The sequence below is a fragment of the Parachlamydiales bacterium genome, from assembly GCA_041671045.1.
GTDB lineage: Bacteria > Chlamydiota > Chlamydiia > Chlamydiales > JABDDJ01 > JABDDJ01.
The window spans coordinates 16,435-33,723 of record JBAZCF010000010.1 but is presented as its reverse complement, the minus strand read 5'-3'; the positions used below and the strand labels follow the sequence as shown (position 1 = coordinate 33,723).

The 17,289-nt window shown below is 42.1% G+C and carries 19 protein-coding genes; 8 read left to right on the top strand and 11 right to left on the bottom strand.

Translation table 11 applies throughout. The features are described 5' to 3' along the window. The first annotated feature begins 2 nt into the window (after window positions 1-2). Both cysS and WC222_10190 read left to right on the top strand, forming a co-directional pair. Entirely contained in the window at window positions 3-1,436 is a 1,434-nt protein-coding gene (gene cysS, locus WC222_10195) for a cysteine--tRNA ligase (protein ID MFA6916755.1), read from the top strand. A gap of 3 nt (window positions 1,437-1,439) precedes the next feature. Continuing rightward, window positions 1,440-1,694 carry a hypothetical protein gene (locus tag WC222_10190; protein ID MFA6916754.1) on the top strand — a complete coding sequence of 85 codons (255 nt, stop codon included), beginning with the start codon at window positions 1,440-1,442 and terminating at the stop codon, window positions 1,692-1,694. Between the two features lie 59 nt (window positions 1,695-1,753). On the opposite strand, the gene WC222_10185 is transcribed toward WC222_10190, so the two are convergent. The 10 genes from WC222_10185 to WC222_10140 form a co-directional block, all read right to left on the bottom strand. Next, on the bottom strand, window positions 1,754-2,380 hold the full coding sequence (locus tag WC222_10185; GenBank protein ID MFA6916753.1) for a hypothetical protein: 627 nt from the start codon (window positions 2,378-2,380) through the stop codon (window positions 1,754-1,756). Between the two features lie 170 nt (window positions 2,381-2,550). Beyond that, window positions 2,551-4,185: a chaperonin GroEL gene (gene groL / locus WC222_10180; GenBank protein MFA6916752.1), complete on the bottom strand. Its 1,635-nt coding sequence runs from the start codon at window positions 4,183-4,185 to the stop codon at window positions 2,551-2,553. Between the two features lie 14 nt (window positions 4,186-4,199). Next, window positions 4,200-4,529: a co-chaperone GroES gene (locus WC222_10175; protein MFA6916751.1), complete on the bottom strand. Its 330-nt coding sequence runs from the start codon at window positions 4,527-4,529 to the stop codon at window positions 4,200-4,202. A gap of 92 nt (window positions 4,530-4,621) precedes the next feature. Then, the gene (gene pepF / locus WC222_10170; GenBank protein MFA6916750.1) at window positions 4,622-6,439 is read right to left on the bottom strand and encodes an oligoendopeptidase F; all 1,818 of its coding nucleotides are present in this window, start codon (window positions 6,437-6,439) and stop codon (window positions 4,622-4,624) included. Window positions 6,440-6,471: 32 nt separating this feature from the next. Next, window positions 6,472-7,278 carry an NAD-dependent epimerase/dehydratase family protein gene (locus tag WC222_10165; GenBank protein ID MFA6916749.1) on the bottom strand — a complete coding sequence of 269 codons (807 nt, stop codon included), beginning with the start codon at window positions 7,276-7,278 and terminating at the stop codon, window positions 6,472-6,474. Next, window positions 7,275-7,979, bottom strand: coding sequence for a DUF3820 family protein (locus WC222_10160; protein MFA6916748.1), 705 nt, complete (start codon window positions 7,977-7,979; stop codon window positions 7,275-7,277). Before WC222_10160 ends, WC222_10165 begins: the two co-directional genes overlap by 4 nt. A gap of 12 nt (window positions 7,980-7,991) precedes the next feature. Continuing rightward, entirely contained in the window at window positions 7,992-8,447 is a 456-nt protein-coding gene (locus WC222_10155; GenBank protein MFA6916747.1) for a YbjN domain-containing protein, read from the bottom strand. A gap of 14 nt (window positions 8,448-8,461) precedes the next feature. Next, window positions 8,462-8,779 (bottom strand): carbon storage regulator, encoded by a 318-nt coding sequence (locus tag WC222_10150; GenBank protein ID MFA6916746.1) that lies wholly within the window; start codon window positions 8,777-8,779, stop codon window positions 8,462-8,464. Window positions 8,780-8,829: 50 nt separating this feature from the next. Then, window positions 8,830-9,000 (bottom strand): hypothetical protein, encoded by a 171-nt coding sequence (locus tag WC222_10145; protein MFA6916745.1) that lies wholly within the window; start codon window positions 8,998-9,000, stop codon window positions 8,830-8,832. A 78-nt stretch (window positions 9,001-9,078) separates the two neighbouring features. Next, entirely contained in the window at window positions 9,079-9,588 is a 510-nt protein-coding gene (locus WC222_10140) for a flagellar biosynthetic protein FliO (protein MFA6916744.1), read from the bottom strand. A gap of 127 nt (window positions 9,589-9,715) precedes the next feature. Here WC222_10140 and WC222_10135 point away from each other — a divergent pair, with 127 nt between their 5' ends. The 5 genes from WC222_10135 to WC222_10115 all read left to right on the top strand — a co-directional run bounded on the left by WC222_10135 (window position 9,716) and on the right by WC222_10115 (window position 14,315). Beyond that, complete coding sequence (locus WC222_10135) at window positions 9,716-10,588, top strand: HAD family hydrolase (protein MFA6916743.1); 873 nt, start codon at window positions 9,716-9,718, stop codon at window positions 10,586-10,588. Beyond that, window positions 10,581-10,946: a dihydroneopterin aldolase gene (locus tag WC222_10130; protein ID MFA6916742.1), complete on the top strand. Its 366-nt coding sequence runs from the start codon at window positions 10,581-10,583 to the stop codon at window positions 10,944-10,946. Before WC222_10135 ends, WC222_10130 begins: the two co-directional genes overlap by 8 nt. 9 nt (window positions 10,947-10,955) lie before the next feature. Further along, complete coding sequence (locus WC222_10125) at window positions 10,956-11,660, top strand: SDR family oxidoreductase (protein ID MFA6916741.1); 705 nt, start codon at window positions 10,956-10,958, stop codon at window positions 11,658-11,660. Then, on the top strand, window positions 11,644-13,020 hold the full coding sequence (locus WC222_10120; GenBank protein ID MFA6916740.1) for a hypothetical protein: 1,377 nt from the start codon (window positions 11,644-11,646) through the stop codon (window positions 13,018-13,020). Before WC222_10125 ends, WC222_10120 begins: the two co-directional genes overlap by 17 nt. A gap of 65 nt (window positions 13,021-13,085) precedes the next feature. Beyond that, complete coding sequence (locus WC222_10115) at window positions 13,086-14,315, top strand: hypothetical protein (protein ID MFA6916739.1); 1,230 nt, start codon at window positions 13,086-13,088, stop codon at window positions 14,313-14,315. Window positions 14,316-14,325: 10 nt separating this feature from the next. On the opposite strand, the gene def is transcribed toward WC222_10115, so the two are convergent. Further along, window positions 14,326-14,856, bottom strand: coding sequence for a peptide deformylase (gene def, locus WC222_10110; GenBank protein ID MFA6916738.1), 531 nt, complete (start codon window positions 14,854-14,856; stop codon window positions 14,326-14,328). A gap of 50 nt (window positions 14,857-14,906) precedes the next feature. Between def and WC222_10105 the strand changes: the two genes are divergently transcribed. Continuing rightward, window positions 14,907-17,273, top strand: coding sequence for a cation-translocating P-type ATPase (locus tag WC222_10105; protein ID MFA6916737.1), 2,367 nt, complete (start codon window positions 14,907-14,909; stop codon window positions 17,271-17,273). The last annotated feature ends 16 nt before the right edge of the window (window positions 17,274-17,289 follow it).

The window sequence follows — 17,289 nt, the reverse complement described above, 5'->3', positions numbered from 1 at the left end:
AAATGACACTGAAGCAACTGCATTTCTATAATACTGAAACAAGGCAGAAAGAGCTGTTTTCAACGCTTGTGCCAGGACAAGTGAAAATGTATACTTGTGGGCCCACCGTCTACAATTATGCACATATCGGAAACTTCAGAGCTTATGTGTTTGAAGATGTACTGCGCAGAACGTTGAAGTATTTCGGCTATAGCGTAAATCAAGTCATGAATTTGACAGACGTAGACGATAAGACGATTCGCGGAGCCATTGCTCAAAACTGCACGCTGGACGAATATGTCCAGCCATTTATCAGGGCATTTTTTGAAGACCTTGCAGCTTTGAAGATTGATAAAGTGGAGCACTATCCCGCAGCCACACAGTATATCCCGCAAATGATAGAGATGATCCAGAAATTGATGGATAAGGGCATGGCTTACAAAGGCGGGGACGGCAGTATCTATTTTCCGATTAAGCAATTTGCACGCTACGGCTGCCTATCTCATCTAAAATTGGATGAATTGCAAGCAGGCGCATCGCAACGTGTCTCTTCGGATGAATATGACAAGGATCACCTAGCTGACTTTGTTTTATGGAAACACTACGATGCAGAAAGAGACGGACAGATCTTCTGGGATAGTCCTTTTGGTCCCGGCCGTCCAGGATGGCACTTAGAATGCTCTACAATGGCAATGCAGATTTTAGGCGATACTTTAGATATCCATTGCGGCGGCATAGATAATATGTTTCCCCACCACGAAAATGAGATAGCCCAATCCGAAGCATGCTCCGGTAAGGTCTTTACTAAATTGTGGATGCACTGTGAACACCTTCTTGTCGAAAATAAGAAGATGTCGAAGAGCGCCGGTAATTTCTATACCCTGCGAGACCTTTTAGAAAAGGGCTACAGTGGTACTGAAGTACGTTATATGCTTTTGCACACCCATTATAAATCGCAATTGAATTTCACTTTGCCCGGTTTGGATGGTGCGCGTTCTTCCATAGCACGTCTGAATGCCTTCGTTCGTCGCTTGATCGATATTGCACATATCGATAACCCCAAAGCTGTCAAAGGACAGCTTGACCAATTGTTGGAGAGAGCTAAAACAGATTTTGAAAATTCGCTTGCCGATGATTTAAATATGTCTGCAGCCTTGGGTGCTTTATATGAATTTGTCAGGGAAGGTAACACGGCCTTAGACACATGCACTATTCATCCCGATGAAGCCAGAGCTGCGATTGAAGCTTTTAAAAAATTTGACCAGGTTTTGAATGTTATTGAGTTTGCAGAGTCTGATAATATTCCAATGAACTTGCAACAATTGTTGGATGAACGTAAGGAAGTCCGTGCCCAGAAGAACTGGAAACGTTCCGATGAGATCAGGGATGAAATCGCCGCAAACGGTTATAATATTGAAGATACCCCATTAGGGGCGCGGCTTGTGAAAAAGGAGTAATAGATGAGCAAAGGCGGATTAACAGAAGACGAGAAATTTATTATCGCTCTGTATGAAATGACACAACAACAAGCTGATCCTGAGGAACCTTTAGATGCCTATATTGTTGGGCAATCTATCGGCATGCAAACTCGCAGGGTAGATGCCATTAGTACGCAATTGATGCGCACAAACTTTCTTAAACGCCAGGATAAACACTTCGTTTACCTGACAACCAATGGCGTGAATCTCGCGAAGCAATTGCTCGAGAATATTTAGTATTTAGGCAGGATTAGGTATCGTTCTTAGTCCTGCCGAGTCAGAGCTTTCTTTTTTTACTAATCTGCACTTTTCGAATCTAATAAGCTAGCATATCTCCTCTCCAGGGAAAAGGTGCCATCACTATTTTCAGCATAATATCCGTGTATATAAGGATATTCGTTTCTACCTGCACTAGGAAATATGAGAACAAATTCACCAGCTTTAGGTACGGGAATTCCTATTAACCATTCCATAAAGCTCAAGGGTTCAAATTGCCAACGTGTGCCGTCGGATAAATTCATAATATAATCCTCGTCCACTGAAACAACTGTTGGTAATTGCGTAATTTGTTCTGGTGGAATTGAATAACGGGCAATAATACTGTTTTTCCCCCAAGTGCCACCTAGAGTGTTATTATGTAATCCATCTGAAGAATAATCAAACATCAGGACTCTAATAAAAATGACTTCATCCCCAGGTTTCCAAGTTGTTAACACACGATAATAACCATCTTTATTAGGATTAACTTTCCAAGTAAGTCCATTCGTGAGTTTAATTTCCTTGCCATTATCATTAATTTCACTGATGTGCATTGCATATTGAGACGGAATACTTTGCTCTTCTTGTGCATAGAGAGATGTGCTAAACGCGGGGATAGATGAGCTCATAAAAAATAGCAGCAACGTATATAAATAAGTTCTCATGATGATTCTCCTGATAACTAAACCAAAATTTGCAAGAATTATGCCAAAAAAGAAGAGATTATACGTCCACTCATTCGGACATTAAGAAGTCTATTGTTATATCGGGATAGTTATAAGAAAAACGGGTCCCCTCAAGGGGACCCGTGAATATGAAGATGCAGCGCGGACTTTTAGTAGTCCATGCCTGCGTGAGAATGAGCAGCAGCAGGCTTTTCTTCCGGCAACTCAGTGACGGTCGCTTCTGTTGTCAACAGCAATCCCGCGATGGAGACAGCGTTTTCAATGGCGCAACGTGCTACTTTAGTGGGGTCGAGAATACCGGCTTCTACCATATCAACGTATTTATTGTTAAGAGCATCGTAACCCATGTTCTGTGACTTGGAGCCATCATCGGTAACTTTCTTAACGACTAGTACGCCTTCTTCACCTGCGTTGTCAGCGATTTGTCTTAATGGTGCGCGCAAAGATAATGCAATGATCTGTGCCCCTGTCTTCTGATCACCTTCAAGAGACTTGATCAGATTCTCAACTTCAGGAATACAACGGATGAAGGCTGTACCGCCGCCAGGAAGAATGCCTTCTTCGATAGCTGCGCGTGTTGCATGCTGGGCATCGTCAAAACGGTCTTTACGTTCTTTCATAGCTGTTTCAGTATGCGCTCCAACGGAAATTACTGCTACGCCGCCAGAAAGTTTTGCTAAACGCTCTTGCAGTTTTTCGCGATCGTAGTCGGATTCGCTTTCATCAATCTGACGCTTAAGCTGTGCGCTGCGGTCTTGGATCTTTTCTTTGCTTCCAGCACCTTCAACGATCGTTGTTTCATCTTTGTTGATGACGATCTTCTTAGCACGGCCTAACATCTCTAATGTTGTCGCATCAAGCTTCATTCCGAGTTCTTCGGTAATAACTTGGCCACCTGTGATGATAGCGATATCTTCCAATATAGCTTTACGACGGTCGCCAAAGCCTGGAGCTTTAACTGCGCAAACTTTTAGGCCGGCACGGATACGGTTGACAACGAGTGTAGCAAGGGCTTCACCTTCAACATCTTCAGCAATGATAAGCAAAGGACGGCCTGTTTCTGCAACTGCTTGCAGAATGGGGATAATGTCTTTGACTGCGCCGATTTTTTTGTCGTAGATGAGGATATAGCAATCTTCGTATTCTACTTGCTGTTGCTGCGGGTTGGTGACGAAGTATACGGAAAGGTATCCGCGGTCAAAATTCATCCCTTTAACAACTTTAAGTGTTGTTTCGAAGCCTTTACCTTCTTCGATTGTCAATGTACCGTCTTTACCGACTTTCTCGATTGCGTCGGCAATGATTTTACCCATTTCAGCATCGTTATTTGCGGAGATAGTGGCGACTTGGGCGATTTCGTTTTGTTTTGTTACAGGCTTGCTTAGGCTGCGCAGTTTATTAACGATAACTTCAAGGGCTTTTTCCATCCCTTTCTTGAGATCGTTAGGATTTGCACCGGCTGTGACGTTACGTAGACCTTCAGTAAAGATAGCTTCTGCAAGAACTGTTGCTGTAGTGGTACCGTCGCCGGCTTTATCGGCAGTTTTGCTGGCGACTTCTTTTACCATTTTAGCGCCCATGTTCTCGTCACGGTTTTCGAGTTCGATCTCTTTAGCTACTGTGACGCCGTCTTTTGTGATGTGAGGTGAGCCATAGGCTTTGTCGATGAGGACGTTGCGGCCTTTAGGACCTAGGGTGACTTTCACTGCATCGGCAAGTGTCTTGATCCCTTTTAGGAGGAGTTGACGTGCTTCCTGCTTAAATTTGATGTCTTTTGCTGCCATAGTGTTACTCCTAATTATTCGATAATAGCAATGATGTCATCGGCGCGTAGGATTACGTACTCTACGTCGTCGAGATTGATTTCTTGGCCTGAGTATTTTTCGAGCAGGATGATGTCGCCTATTTTAACAGGCATAGGGATAAGTTGTCCGTTTTTGTCTAGTTTGCCTTTGCCTACAGCAACGACTTCCGCTTGTTCTTGTTTCTTCTTGGCTGAGTCTGGGAGCAGGATGCCGCCTACGGACTCTTCTTTTTCCAAGCGTTTAACGAGAACGCGGTTTCCCAAAGGTTGGAGTTTAGTTTTGTTTTTTGATGCTGAGCAGCATCCGGAGTGTGTAGTTGACATAGAGTTTCTCCTAATTAAGGTCTGTTTTATTGCTGTGAGAGTAAGTTTAGCGAGGGTGACTATTTTTCGCAAGAAAATTAGCACCCGCTTATTTAAAGTGCTAAACTGTGCATTTCTTTCGCTAATTGATCCACTAATGAACCAAAATGAGCGATTGCTGAGGCGACCGCAGTCGGTTGGCGCATGTCTACTCCTGCTTTCGCTAGGATATCTATAGGATAAGCACTGCTGCCGGCCTTTAGGAATCCTAGGTAATCTTCCCTTTCCTTATCGCCGCCTTTGATGACCCTTTGATAGAGGGCTAGGGCTGCGCTAATGCCGGTGGCATATTGGTATACGTAGAAGTTGTAGTAGAAGTGGGGGATGCGCGCCCATTCAAAAGCTGCTTCTTCATCAATGATCACATCATTGCCAAAATAGAATGCGTTCAATTCCCTGTATTTTTCCTTCAAATATCCAGGCGTCAGAGGAATATTTTTCTCGGCACTATCATGGATAAATAGTTCAAATTCAGCGAACATCGTTTGGCGGAATAAAGTGGAGCGAATGTCTTCAATTTTTTCGTTGATGAGGTAGAATTTTTGCTCTTTGGTCTTGGCGTGCTCTAACATAACTTGAGTTAAGAGCTGCTCGTTGAAGGTGGATGCGACTTCTGCGACAAAGATAGTGTAGTCGCTGTAGTGGTAAGGTTGGTTTGCATGGCTTAGGTAGCTGTGCATGCTATGCCCAGCTTCATGGGCCAATGTAAAGGCATCGCGTAGAATATTCTTATAGTTCATTAGAATAAAGGGGCAGCTATCATAGCAGCCGCTGGAGTATCCACCGGAGCGTTTGTTTTTATTTTCGTAGCGGTCTACCCAACGTTCGTCTTTTAGGCCCTTGCGTAATATGTTTTGATATTCGCTTCCCAGAGGCTTCACAGACTCTATGACGAGTTCTTCAGCTTCTTTATAAGGGATTTTGAAATCCATGTCTTTGCAGAGAGGCACATACATATCGTACAGGTGGAGTTGTCCGACATTCATGATATCTTTGCGGAGGGCTATATAGCGATGGAGAGTGCCGATGTTGTCTCTGACTGCTTTGATTAGGGAGTGGTAGACGCTAGTGTCAATGTTTTTTGGAAATAGGGCAGCATCCAAGCAGGAAGGGTATTTGTGGGTACGCGCATTAAAGATATGCGATTGGACAGTGCCGTTAAGTAGCTCTGCAATAGTGTTTTGATAGTCACGGTATTTTCCTTGCAGTGTGAGAAAGCTGTTTTTTCTAAGCTCCCTGTCTTGTGATCTAAGGTAGATCCCGTAGGTAGCGTGAGTGAGTGGCTGTTCATTGCCTTCTTTGTCTTGGATATTTCCAAACACAAAATCGGCATCATTGATGGCGCTAAAAGCTTTTTGTGTGGACTGAAGGCTTTTCCCGGCGAGCGAAAGTAACTCTTCTTTATCAGCAGAAAGTGTATGTTCTTTTAGGCGGAAGATTTGCTCAAGATAGAAGTGGTAGTCTTTTAGTTCTGCAGAATGGAGATAGTTTTGTTGTGTTTCAGCAGGGAGTTCAAGAAGTTCCGGTTCAATCCAGGCGATTTGGCTCATCAGCTCGTAATAGATACTCATAATCATTTGATAAGCTGTTTTATTCTTATCATCAGCTATATCTTCATCATGGCGTAGGTGGGCATAAGTATAGAGCTTGTGGATCTCTCTTGTGAGTGAAAAGAGTGTCTCTAATGCTTTTTTAACAGTAGCAGTGCCTTCATTCAGCTTTCCGCGGAATGCTTGCAATTGGGGCCAAGTATTGTTTTTGCTTTGTTCCTTGAATGTATTGTAGGCTTTTTCCCAGCTTTCCATTGAGGGGTATAGAGATTCGACATTCCAACAGTCTTCTTTTGCGACTTCGCTGCGTATCTTTTGCATGATGTATCCTTGATTATGGAATTGAAAGAGAGTTAGTCTAACCCAAACGGAGGGGAAAAGGCAAACTGGAGTTGTGAAAGTTTGTTGTTAGAAACAATTTTCTTGCTTCCAAGCCTACTCATTAGAGTGGGATCCCAGCGTGGAAGTGGAAGTTGCATCTTTTCTGATAGTCTTTCATATAAAGCGAGACGGGTAGGATGTTCATCGCAGACGACATTATAAATTCCGTAGAATTTATTTGTACGGACGAATTCAATAGCTCTTACAGCGTCTGAAAGATTTGTAAAATTACATATATTTAACCCATCACCAGGAAACGGCCCTTGCATTTTCTTTAGTCTTAAATACAGTTCTCTACCAGGCCCAATGATCTCACCAAAGCGCAATATCGTTGTGTAGGGATAATCCAGCAGGAGTGACTCAGTTTGAGCTAGGATTTGATTTTCAGGATTTTCAGGCAGCAGCGGGGTGTCTTCCGTTACAATCTCATTATCATAAGCCCCATACACAGAAGCACTGGAAGTAAAAATGATGTGCGGAAAATTCTTTTGTTTGGAAAGTACATCTAACAGGGCTTTAGCTGTATGCAGATAGGTCGCTTCATAGGATCTATTTTGCGAAGGGGCGACTGAGACAAGGATAACACGCGCATCTGCGACGGCATTGGCAAGGGAATCTTCATCCTGGATAACAAAGGGGACACAGCCTAGATCCTCTAAAGCATCATTATTCTCTTTGCGAGTGGTGATGGCATGGACAGAAAGATTATTTTGTACCCAAAGGGCGGCTACAGCCTTTCCGACATATCCGCAGCCAATAATTGTAGAGGTGGTTTTCATGCGGTTGCCAAAAGCCCTAATTTCTCAAAAGAGGCTTTTAGCTGCTGATTTTCCGGTTTATCTAAGGCTCCGTTTTCATTCAGCCATTTGATATAACTGGAGGGAACTTTAGATAGAGGAGTGCCTTGATGTTTTCCAAAAGGCATATGTTGAAGTTCTTTAATTTCTTGCATGAGAGTAAACGCAGTTTCGATGGATATATCGTCTAACATATAGGTGAAAACCTTATGGAGGACGAGTACGTCATCTAATGCTCTATGGGCAGTGTTTGCAGGAATTCCATAAACTTCACGCAGAAATTGAAGCGGATGCCTTGGTAGGTCTTTGCGGTATTTACGAGCCCATTTCAACGTGTCCAAAAATTTCCAATGAGCGGGTAAGGCCAGGGAGTGTCGTTGGAATTCATGTTTTAAGAAGAGGGCATCGAAGGTGTCGTTATTATGAGCAATCAAAACAACGTCTCCTTGGCAGAAATCCAAGAATTCTTGTCCTACTTGTGCGAATGACCCGGCACCGGCTACCATTTCATCGCTGATACCGTGAATGGCAGTGGTTTCTCGTGGAATGGGGACACCGGGATTGACAAATTGCACAAACGAAGTATTGTTTTCAGGATCGAAGGCAGCAATCTCGACAATCTTATCTTTTTCCGGACGGATACCAGTGGTTTCTGTGTCGTAATATATTGGTCTTAGGGCCATTTGCACTTACCGTTATAGGGTCGTTTTCTCTAAAATTTCTTTGAAACGGGTTCTACCCAAATTAACGTTTTGGATCATCGGGGCAAAAGTTTCACAGGCGATGCGTGCAGCATTGATGAAAGCCAGCAGTAGATCGGGATCAACTTTGTGTTTAGCTGTAGGTAGGACTAACCTGAAGAACATCATCTGATTGTTTTCGTCAAAGCCAAAACCGGGGAGGTCCATTTCTTTGTTGAGGTAATGCATAAGGCGCGCGACATCAGAGACATGGTTTTTATCCAAGTGAGCGGGAATGAATTGGAGGACTTGAATTAAATCGCCTTCATGAACGACCTTGATGAACATAGGGAAATCGGCATCATGAAGTTTGAAAGAAAGGGAAACCTGTTTAGTTTCTTCTTGAAGCATAGGGTTAAGATCATTCTTTTCAAGAAGTTCTAGAATGCTATCTAAGGTGACATTAATCATTATTACATCTTTAGTTAAGGTAAGTAGCAGTTATATTCATTGCTGCTATTTATCATATTTTTCTTGTTTTCTTCAATTTCTGTAGAAATCTGAACGGCTTCAATCAAACGTTCGATATCTTGCGGGGTAGTCTTGGAAGCCGGGTCTTTACGTTTTCTTCTTTCATTTCCTTTCGCTAACAACTCTTTTCTAAATATAGGTGTATTTGGATGTGCTTTGATTCCGATAGAAACTTTTTCACTTCCTTGTATTTTTAAGACAGTAATCGTAATTTCATCCTGTCCCTCACCTATAACGATTTCTTCATCTTCTTTTCTTGTAAGCACTAGCATTGTCGGCCTCGGTTATATTCAGTTAGAGAAATGCGGTCAGTTCAAATTCATTACATACTTATGCCTGGCATGGGCGATTGTTGTGCTCTTTCACGGGTGACATTACGGTTGTTTGTAGTAGGGAGAACGCAGTAATCTTGGTCTGTGGGCATTCTATAGCAACTCGTAAGGGTTGTAATAGTGACTAATAACAATGCTAAAGTGATAAATTTATATGTCATATATATCCGTTTGTATCTTGCTGGTATGAGTATACCTTCCAAATACTTTACAAAAGTTTTGGATTTTCAGCATGCAAATTATTTCGTCTTATCGAGGATTTTTTCAAACGATTTGGGTTCTTGGGAAGGAGGTGCATCATTTTCTTCAACGATAGCATCAAAAGTTGTCATACAATTAAACCCTGTAGGGGATTCTGCGATCACGAGTGTTCTGCCGTAGACTTCTACAAGATAAAGAGCGGATTTAGGAGAAAGAGCACGTTTTTCCAAGACTTTGATGGTGCTTTTGTAATTTTCTTGCTTGGTTTTAACATTCAACATGCGTTTTAAAATATACGATAGGGCGAAAATAACTGCAATGAGCATTCCTAGGGTTAGGAGCATGTTCAGCAGTTCCGAAGTGAACTTATCTGAGGATTCCTCAATGGGAAGCTGGGAAGCCGGAAAAAGATGGGACGAAGGATCTTCTTTAATATCAAGGAGTTCAGTTTTTGCAGTGTAAGGAGCAACATCCGAATTTGCAATCTGGCCGGAAAGGGGGGCGAAAAGAATAGATAGAAATACTAGAAACTTACATAAGGTGGTCATGCGGATCCTCGCTCACTAATTGAAAAATTGGTATAACGTAGTTAAGATAAACTTACACTAGATTTTTTCACCACTACTCCAGCCCTCCATACTCCCTGTGGGGAAAAGCCTCCAATATGGAAAGAATATGCCCGGAATTTTAGCCTGTGATATTGACGGAACACTTACCGATAGTCCCTTTGAAATGCCATCCCTTGTAGCAAAAGCTTTGAGAGATGTCTATGATGAAGGTTGGAAGGTCATCTTTATCACCGGAAGACCCTATGTTTGGGGTGTTAAACCATTAAGTACATTGGATTTCTCCTATTATTTTGCTGTAATCAATGGCGCTAACCTGCTTGAAATGCCGCAAGCCGTTTTGATGGAAGAACTACTGATACCAAAAGATACTTTAGGGACATTTGATGATTTTTGTGCGGATAAAGGTACTGACTATATTGCATATAGTGGTTACTCAGGACAGGATATCTGTTACTACCGCCCAAAAAGGTTTAGCCCTAATCAGATAAAATATTTGAAAGAACGGAGCGCTGCCGTGGGGGAAGTTTGGTTGCCCGTTGATGACTTCAACCAGGTTCCATTAAAAGGATTTGCTTCTATCAAATGTTTCGGGAACCATAAAGAATGCCAGGTGTTAGCGCATTATATGGAAAAAGAACTCCATTTGCATGCACCCACGATACGCGACCCGTTTAACAATTCACATTTTGTGGCTCAGGCCACACATAAAGAATGCACTAAAGGACTTATCCTAAAACGTTTTGCAGAGAAAATAGGCTGTAACGGACCAATCATTGCTGCAGGAGACGACTACAACGATATGAGTATGCTCAAGGTGGCGGATGTGCGTATTGTCATGGAAACCGCACCTCAAGAAATACTGTCTATGGCAGATTATATAGCCCCTCCAGCGAGTCAAGCAGGTTTGGCAGCTATTTTACTTTCAGTGATCAAAAAAGTGTCTTCAAATGAAATTTCAATACGGAGAGAACATGGATAAGAATGTGGATGCTATCATCTCGTTAAGAAAGCTTAAAGTCGTATGCCTCATAGGAACAGAGCCGCATGAAAGATTAGAAGAACAAACGATAGAAATTGATGTAGACCTTGCTCCGGTGGATAGTAAGGCTTGTCTTAGCGACCATTTAGACGACGCCATCGACTACACAATCGTTGCAAAAATTTGCGAAGAAACAGCTACCAACGGTAAGTTCCGCTTGATCGAGGCATTGGCTTATGCTATTGGCGGTAGGTTGGCTACCCGTTTTAAAACGAAATGGATCAAAGTCATAGTTAATAAGCCCCTGCCACTGCAGCATCTTGAAAGCAGCGTCGCTGAAGTTCTTATTCACAGCTAAGGGGATTTCATGAGAATTAGAACGCTTGTCATGGGCGCGACTAGTCCGCTAGGTGAAGAGGTGTGCTTACATTTGCATCGTGCAGGCCATCATCTCATTATACACTATCATCAGAAAGAAGCAAAAGCTATAGCCCTTGCAGATAAGTGTGGGAAGGCTGATGTCGTGCAGGGTGACTTTAAAACCCAGGAAGGAATACAGACGTTTGCTGAGAAAGTAAAAGGCAAACATCCTGATATCGGGCATTTTGTCTACATTGCAGGGCCCTATTTCATCGGTAGCGGATTAAAAACACCACCTGGAATATGGCAGGAACTTTTTCAGTTGAACACTTTTGCTCCTATCACCCTGATACAAATTTTTGCGGACTCCCTAGCTAAGCATGAGGGTTCTATTCTAACTTTCGGTGTGGCGGGAATTGGCAAGAACCGCGCTAATTGCTATAATACAGCCTATTTAAATTCCAAAGAATCCCTTTGGCACGCCGTACACAGTTTTGCTAAAGAACTTGCTGCGCGTAAAGTTAGAGTTAATATGATCTCACCTGGGCATTTGGAAGGGTCGGTTGACTTGAATACCTTCCGTTCAAAGCTGCCAATGCAAGAACCGGTCAAACTCGCTGCGGTGGCAGAGCTTGCATCATTTTTATTAAGTGGACGTGCTAGGGATATTACAGGCCAAAATATTGAGGTAGAGGGTGGAGCATTTTTGTAGTGAAGATATCGAATCTAAAAGGCAGGAAGCTGGCCGTAAATTAATCCATTTAGCCTCAGAATATGGCAAGAAGATGGTAAGCCCGCAGACAGGCTACCTTCATTATTATGGTTTTTCTGCTTCAGTGCATATGACAATTCCTTTTTTAGATAACCTGCATTTAGCTTTGCTTTGGATGCGCATGCATACAGTCGAACTGGTGCAGGCAGGAAAAGTCCTTTTGGATAACTTGCTTAAATTTGAGACGGAAGGAAATTTCCCCGTATTTTTGCACGAATATCCTTTATGCAAAGATGAGTATTTACCCCATAAAGTGTATTTACCCTTAGCATTTATATATAAAGAGTTTGGCCCAGTTTTGGGCCAGGAATTGCGCCTTAAAGTCCAAGCTGCATTGGATAGAGTTCACACTTATTGCGAAGCCAATGTCAGCATCTCCAAACTTCTTCATTATAAAATGTTGTGCGCGCAAAGGCTGATGGGAAAACTTGAAAAAACTCCCGTTTTTGATGGACATTATCTCATGCCGGAAATGCATGCAGAAGCGGCGTTAGCCTATTATCTTACGGAAAGTTCCTTGAAGGGACAAAAACTTTGGGATGACCTTGAAAAAGGATGGCATACCACGACCGCGGCTTTTGCCGGACCGGTCAGAATGGGAAGCCAGAATAAACTTTATCCACAGATTACTGCTTACGAATTATTGATGTGGTATTTACAAGGGGAAGTGCCCCACCGTACGGATCTGTTAGAATCCCACTCCTTATTATGGGCTTCCATGCTTCCCTTGTGCTGTAAGGATCCCGTTCCACATAATGCATTTAATCCTATTGCAATCACAGTAGCTGATAAGCCTACAGCTTTACAATCTAATGAAGATTATCGATTCCACCCTTTATACATTTTATGGGGTAGCTCTGCCCAACCTACGACATTTACCTGCCAAATAGAGCCGCAAGTTAGAGTGACCGGAAACCATTCGAATGGTCGGACAGAATTGCTGTTTACATTTGAAGAGGAATTTTCAGGCAACGATGATGACAAAGCGAAAGAGGTCAACTTCTATTTTACACGACTGCCGGATCAGCACCCGATAATGACAGTGAATGGGATTAAAGCATCCATCTTCGAAGAAAAGGATTTATTTACCATTGAATATAAAGACCTAAATATAAAAATGCATTTTGAAGTCCTCGACGATCAGGGCCGCTTTGTTGCACATCTTTTACCTGGCAATAGACCTTCTCAACTGGTTAATTTTGGCGGGGAACGTTTTTCAGTTTTTGATTGGCAAATTCTATTACGCACTGTAACGCGTAATGTTGATACTAAATTAAAGGTGATTATTGAAGTTAATTAGGCTTTAATTGTTATTGTAATAATTATGTGGTCTGCTACTATAGTATTAGAGAAGTAGGGGTATATATGTCTATTTCCGGTATTAGCAGTAGTTTTCCAAGCTATAATCTTCCGCCAAGCGGAGTATTAAATTCCGCCTTAGTTTCAGATCATGTAAAAGTACTTGATTTTCACTATCTTGACTCCATTGTTAAAATGAAATTGAACCTTCCAATGGACGATTTTTCTTCAAGGTTAACTCATATTCATAAAATCGTTGAAGCTAAGGTCTTTGAACAAGATGAAAGCGAGTTTATTGTCGAACAGCTCAAAGATGCTGAAAAACTGTTTAGCGAAATAAGTAATACTTATGATCCATCCCAAGACCAGAAGAATGGGTGGGCGACCCGACTTAGCGAAATCAACGAAAATATCTCTAATGTTGTGGATAATTATGACCACTACAGACCTGTAGGCTATAAGGCGGATTGGTCACCTCTAGAAGGGGATGTAAGAAGAACAACTAGAGAACAACTTATCCATGGAACCCTCCATGTGAATGGCGATAAAAAATACGTTTTAAACAGGCCAGATTTAACCCCTATGAGCTCTTCTCCGGCAGCAGCTAAAACGGACGATATATATAAAGAAAGGCTTAGTAAATTTAAATTTAAAGACATCAACATTTCATCCAATCGCGTAAATAACATATTTAATGATGTGGAATTGAACAAGGTCGACAGAAAACGTCAAATGAAATTGGGAGGCCATATATATTTATTGACGGAACAAGTGGAAAAAGATATTTCCCGAATTAAGTATTTAAAGGTTAATGAGCAGGTCGTTTTTGGAATGGAGAAGTATCTACCGAAAGGGTCAGAAGCGTCTACTACAGGCAAAACTAAAGAAGAACTTTATGAGCGAGGAATTCGGTTTTTGAATGACCGTGATCCAAAAGTCAAAGAAAGAATTCTTCTCTTAATAGCGCAGGGATTCGGAGGATTCCTTCAGAATGACAAGGAATTTAATAGTCAGCCCCCCCGCAATCCAAACGAACCATATCATGAGAATATTTATGCTTTGGAGCAACGCGGTGGATATTCAGTGAGCGTTATAGAGGCTGGCGATAAAGTAAAGGCTGAAATCGAATATGACTATGTCGTCACTCAGAATTCGGTGGAAGACCTTGCCTCTACTAAAGCTGTCATATCGTTAGAACTTTTTAGAAATGAACTTGCAACAGGCAAATTTGTAAAGTCAACCGGTAAAATCACATTTAATCCCATACAACGACTTAATCCCGACCAAAAAGTCTAGAAGGTTTAGTTTACTTCCCTTGATATTTTTTCTTTATCATACGCAGAATAGGCTCAATGTCTTTTCTTTTCTTTCCTTTAATGCGGTCGATAAATAAGACACCATTAATATGGTCATTTTCGTGCAGAAAAGCTCTTGCATCCCATCCTACTAGTTCCTCTTCAAAACTTTCCCTTTCAAAATCAGTGGCTTGGATTTTAATTTTGACGGGCCTAACGACCTCTTCATAAAAATTAGGCAGAGATAAGCATCCCTCACTTCTACTCCATGTCTCTTGGCTAAAAGCTAGAATCTTGGGATTAATGAATACCCGAACCTCTCCCTCTCCCCATTCACCATCTTCTTTTTGTTTAGGGACGCAGGTGATGAAAATTGCTTGGTCTACAAATACTTGCGGTGCGGCTAAGCCCATTCCATCGTATTTTCTCATCGTTTCAGTCATATTTTCAACGAGAGTACGGATGGAATCATCTATTTTATCTATTAGTTTTGTCTTTTTACGTAAAAATGGATCGTCATAATAAGCAAGCCGTAATAACATACAAAATTCCTAATTCTATTTGTGTTCAGTATAACCTAAATTAGGCTCGTATGGCAATTGAAACTCAAGCATTATGCGCATTATGCGAACTTGAAATCACCGCACGTCCTTTCACAGAGGGTAAGCTATTATTTTGCTGCGCAGGATGCCATGCCGTTCACACTATTTTAGTAGCGAAATCTGAGCTGGAAAGGGGAATAGATCATCCTCTAGTAAAAGAGGCCGCCCTCGCAGGATTGATTTCTAATCCGCTGTTATTAGAAGAGCTGCAAGCTAAAAAGCTGAAAGAAGATAAAGAAGACTGGGAAAAAGTACGTAAAGTCATAAGTATCCAGGGATTATGGTGTCCCTCCTGTGCTTTGCTCATTCAATATGTTCTATCGCAAAAAAAGGGAGTTGTCCTTGTTATTGTAGATTATGCGACCGATATGGGAGTGATAGAATATTACCCCAGATATATTGATCTGGACAGCATAGTAAAGGTAATGACTAATCTGGGTTATGAAGTTGACCTGCAAAACGATCAAGCCCTTACTTCCGCTTCGAGAGGATTGAAAATCCGTTCCGCCGTAACAGGTTTTTTTGCTCTAAATGTCATGATGTTCGCTTATCCTCTATACGCTACCTACTTTGATGCTGAAGCAAAAGACTACGGAATGATTTTCGCATGGCTTTCATTTTGGGCTGCCCTGCCTGTCATGACATATGGCGCGTGGCCTATCTATAAGCGTTTCTGGGCTGCTCTGCGCACAGGCTATTTTGGGATGGAAACCTTGGTCGTGCTTGGCGCAGGCTCCGCGACGTTATTATCGACCTACCGGCTCCTTTCAGGGAATATGCATGTTTACTTTGATACTGCTTGCGTCATTGTAGCTTTGGTCCTTGGCGGAAAATTAGTGGAGGCTAAAGCCAAATTCAATGCAAAGAAAACACTAGCTGGAATAGCCCGTAGCCAGCCCAAAAGAGGTCGTAAGAGATTCTCTGATGCAAAATTCGATTTTGTTCCTATCGCAGATATTCATGTAGGTGACGAAGTAAAAACCTTGGCAGGAGAGAAAGTTATTTTAGATGGAGTGGTGGTGGGGGGAGAAGCAACCTGCGATGAATCCCTGCTCACAGGGGAGAGCTTGCCGGTAGCAAAAAGTGTAGGCAGCAAAATTATTGGGGGAAGCATTGTTCTGCATGGGGCGATCGTATGGGAAGTAAAAGCTACGGTGGAAGAATCATTGCAACAGCGCATTTTGCAATTAGTTCAAACAGGTATAGGGAATAAGGCCGTCAAAGAACAGCGTATTGAGGTTATTCTACGCTATTTTATTCCAGCGGTATTGCTGTTAACTGTGTGTGCATTTATGGGAAGTGGTGGAAACTTTGAGCAAGCTTTGTCAGTATTGTTGATCGCCTGCCCCTGCGCACTTGGGATAGCCGTTCCTTTAGTAGAATCTCAGCTTATCCAAAGCATGGCCGAGCGTGGTGCATTAGTGCGTAACCGTTCAAGTTTACAGTTCTTAGGCAGGGAAGATGTCATAGTTTTTGATAAAACAGGAACCATTACCAAAGGTTACCTACAAGTACAGTCACCGTTAGGATTTCTTTCTGCTGAACAAAGGATAGCCATTGCCAATATAGCAAGACAGTCGACCCACCCGGTAGCGCAGGCAATAGCAAGGGGACTGCAAAATGAGGTTGAGGTTTTACTCCCCGTACTAGAGCACGCTGGGAAAGGCATGGAAGGAAAATGGAAAGATAAAGTGTACAGGATTGGCTCTGCTGCATATTTCAACTCGTTAGGCTACCCGCTGCCAAGCAGCTTAGATTGCATTCCCGGTAGTTCGCCTTGTTTTCTTTTTGAAGGGGTGAGCTTACTAGCGCAAGTTTTCCTTGCCGACAGCCTGAAACCGGAAATAAAACAACTCCTAGGGCAGTTTCAGGGAATTAAAACTATTTTATTGTCTGGAGATAATCCTCAGACAGTGGCATTTATTTCAAAAGAATGTGGATTTGATTCTTGGTATGCCGAGCAGAACCCTCTGCAAAAAAGAGATAAAATACTGGAACTTAAAAACAATAACTTTGTTGTTGGAATGGTAGGGGATGGAATTAACGATGCACCCGCATTGACAGCTGCAGATGTCGCTATTTCTGTCGTTTCAGCCACCGATATCTCAATTCAAGTTTCGGATATTCTACTCACGACGGAAAAATTGGACGTCTTGTTACCTATTAGGGAGCTAGCAAAAAAAGCGCGCAGACTAATAAAACAAAATTTATTTTGGACTTTTTTCTACAATGTCATCGGCATCGGACTTGCTTTAAGTGGATACTTAAGCCCTATATATTCCGCAGTTGCGATGACAGCAAGCAGTATCATTGTAGTTTTAAATGCACAAAGGCTCACACGTATATTTACAAAATAAAGCACCTAGGTTATAC

What these genes read in the sequence shown, in the direction of transcription:
- cysS (MFA6916755.1), top strand. Translation starts at nt 3, where the DNA reads ATGACACTGAAGCAACTGCATTTCTATAATACTGAAACAAGGCAGAAA.
- WC222_10190 (MFA6916754.1), top strand. Translation starts at nt 1,440, where the DNA reads ATGAGCAAAGGCGGATTAACAGAAGACGAGAAATTTATTATCGCTCTG.
- WC222_10185 (MFA6916753.1), bottom strand. Translation starts at nt 2,380, where the DNA reads ATGAGAACTTATTTATATACGTTGCTGCTATTTTTTATGAGCTCATCT.
- groL (MFA6916752.1), bottom strand. Translation starts at nt 4,185, where the DNA reads ATGGCAGCAAAAGACATCAAATTTAAGCAGGAAGCACGTCAACTCCTC.
- WC222_10175 (MFA6916751.1), bottom strand. Translation starts at nt 4,529, where the DNA reads ATGTCAACTACACACTCCGGATGCTGCTCAGCATCAAAAAACAAAACT.
- pepF (MFA6916750.1), bottom strand. Translation starts at nt 6,439, where the DNA reads ATGCAAAAGATACGCAGCGAAGTCGCAAAAGAAGACTGTTGGAATGTC.
- WC222_10165 (MFA6916749.1), bottom strand. Translation starts at nt 7,278, where the DNA reads ATGAAAACCACCTCTACAATTATTGGCTGCGGATATGTCGGAAAGGCT.
- WC222_10160 (MFA6916748.1), bottom strand. Translation starts at nt 7,979, where the DNA reads ATGGCCCTAAGACCAATATATTACGACACAGAAACCACTGGTATCCGT.
- WC222_10155 (MFA6916747.1), bottom strand. Translation starts at nt 8,447, where the DNA reads ATGATTAATGTCACCTTAGATAGCATTCTAGAACTTCTTGAAAAGAAT.
- WC222_10150 (MFA6916746.1), bottom strand. Translation starts at nt 8,779, where the DNA reads ATGCTAGTGCTTACAAGAAAAGAAGATGAAGAAATCGTTATAGGTGAG.
- WC222_10145 (MFA6916745.1), bottom strand. Translation starts at nt 9,000, where the DNA reads ATGACATATAAATTTATCACTTTAGCATTGTTATTAGTCACTATTACA.
- WC222_10140 (MFA6916744.1), bottom strand. Translation starts at nt 9,588, where the DNA reads ATGACCACCTTATGTAAGTTTCTAGTATTTCTATCTATTCTTTTCGCC.
- WC222_10135 (MFA6916743.1), top strand. Translation starts at nt 9,716, where the DNA reads ATGCCCGGAATTTTAGCCTGTGATATTGACGGAACACTTACCGATAGT.
- WC222_10130 (MFA6916742.1), top strand. Translation starts at nt 10,581, where the DNA reads ATGGATAAGAATGTGGATGCTATCATCTCGTTAAGAAAGCTTAAAGTC.
- WC222_10125 (MFA6916741.1), top strand. Translation starts at nt 10,956, where the DNA reads ATGAGAATTAGAACGCTTGTCATGGGCGCGACTAGTCCGCTAGGTGAA.
- WC222_10115 (MFA6916739.1), top strand. Translation starts at nt 13,086, where the DNA reads ATGTCTATTTCCGGTATTAGCAGTAGTTTTCCAAGCTATAATCTTCCG.
- def (MFA6916738.1), bottom strand. Translation starts at nt 14,856, where the DNA reads ATGTTATTACGGCTTGCTTATTATGACGATCCATTTTTACGTAAAAAG.
- WC222_10105 (MFA6916737.1), top strand. Translation starts at nt 14,907, where the DNA reads ATGGCAATTGAAACTCAAGCATTATGCGCATTATGCGAACTTGAAATC.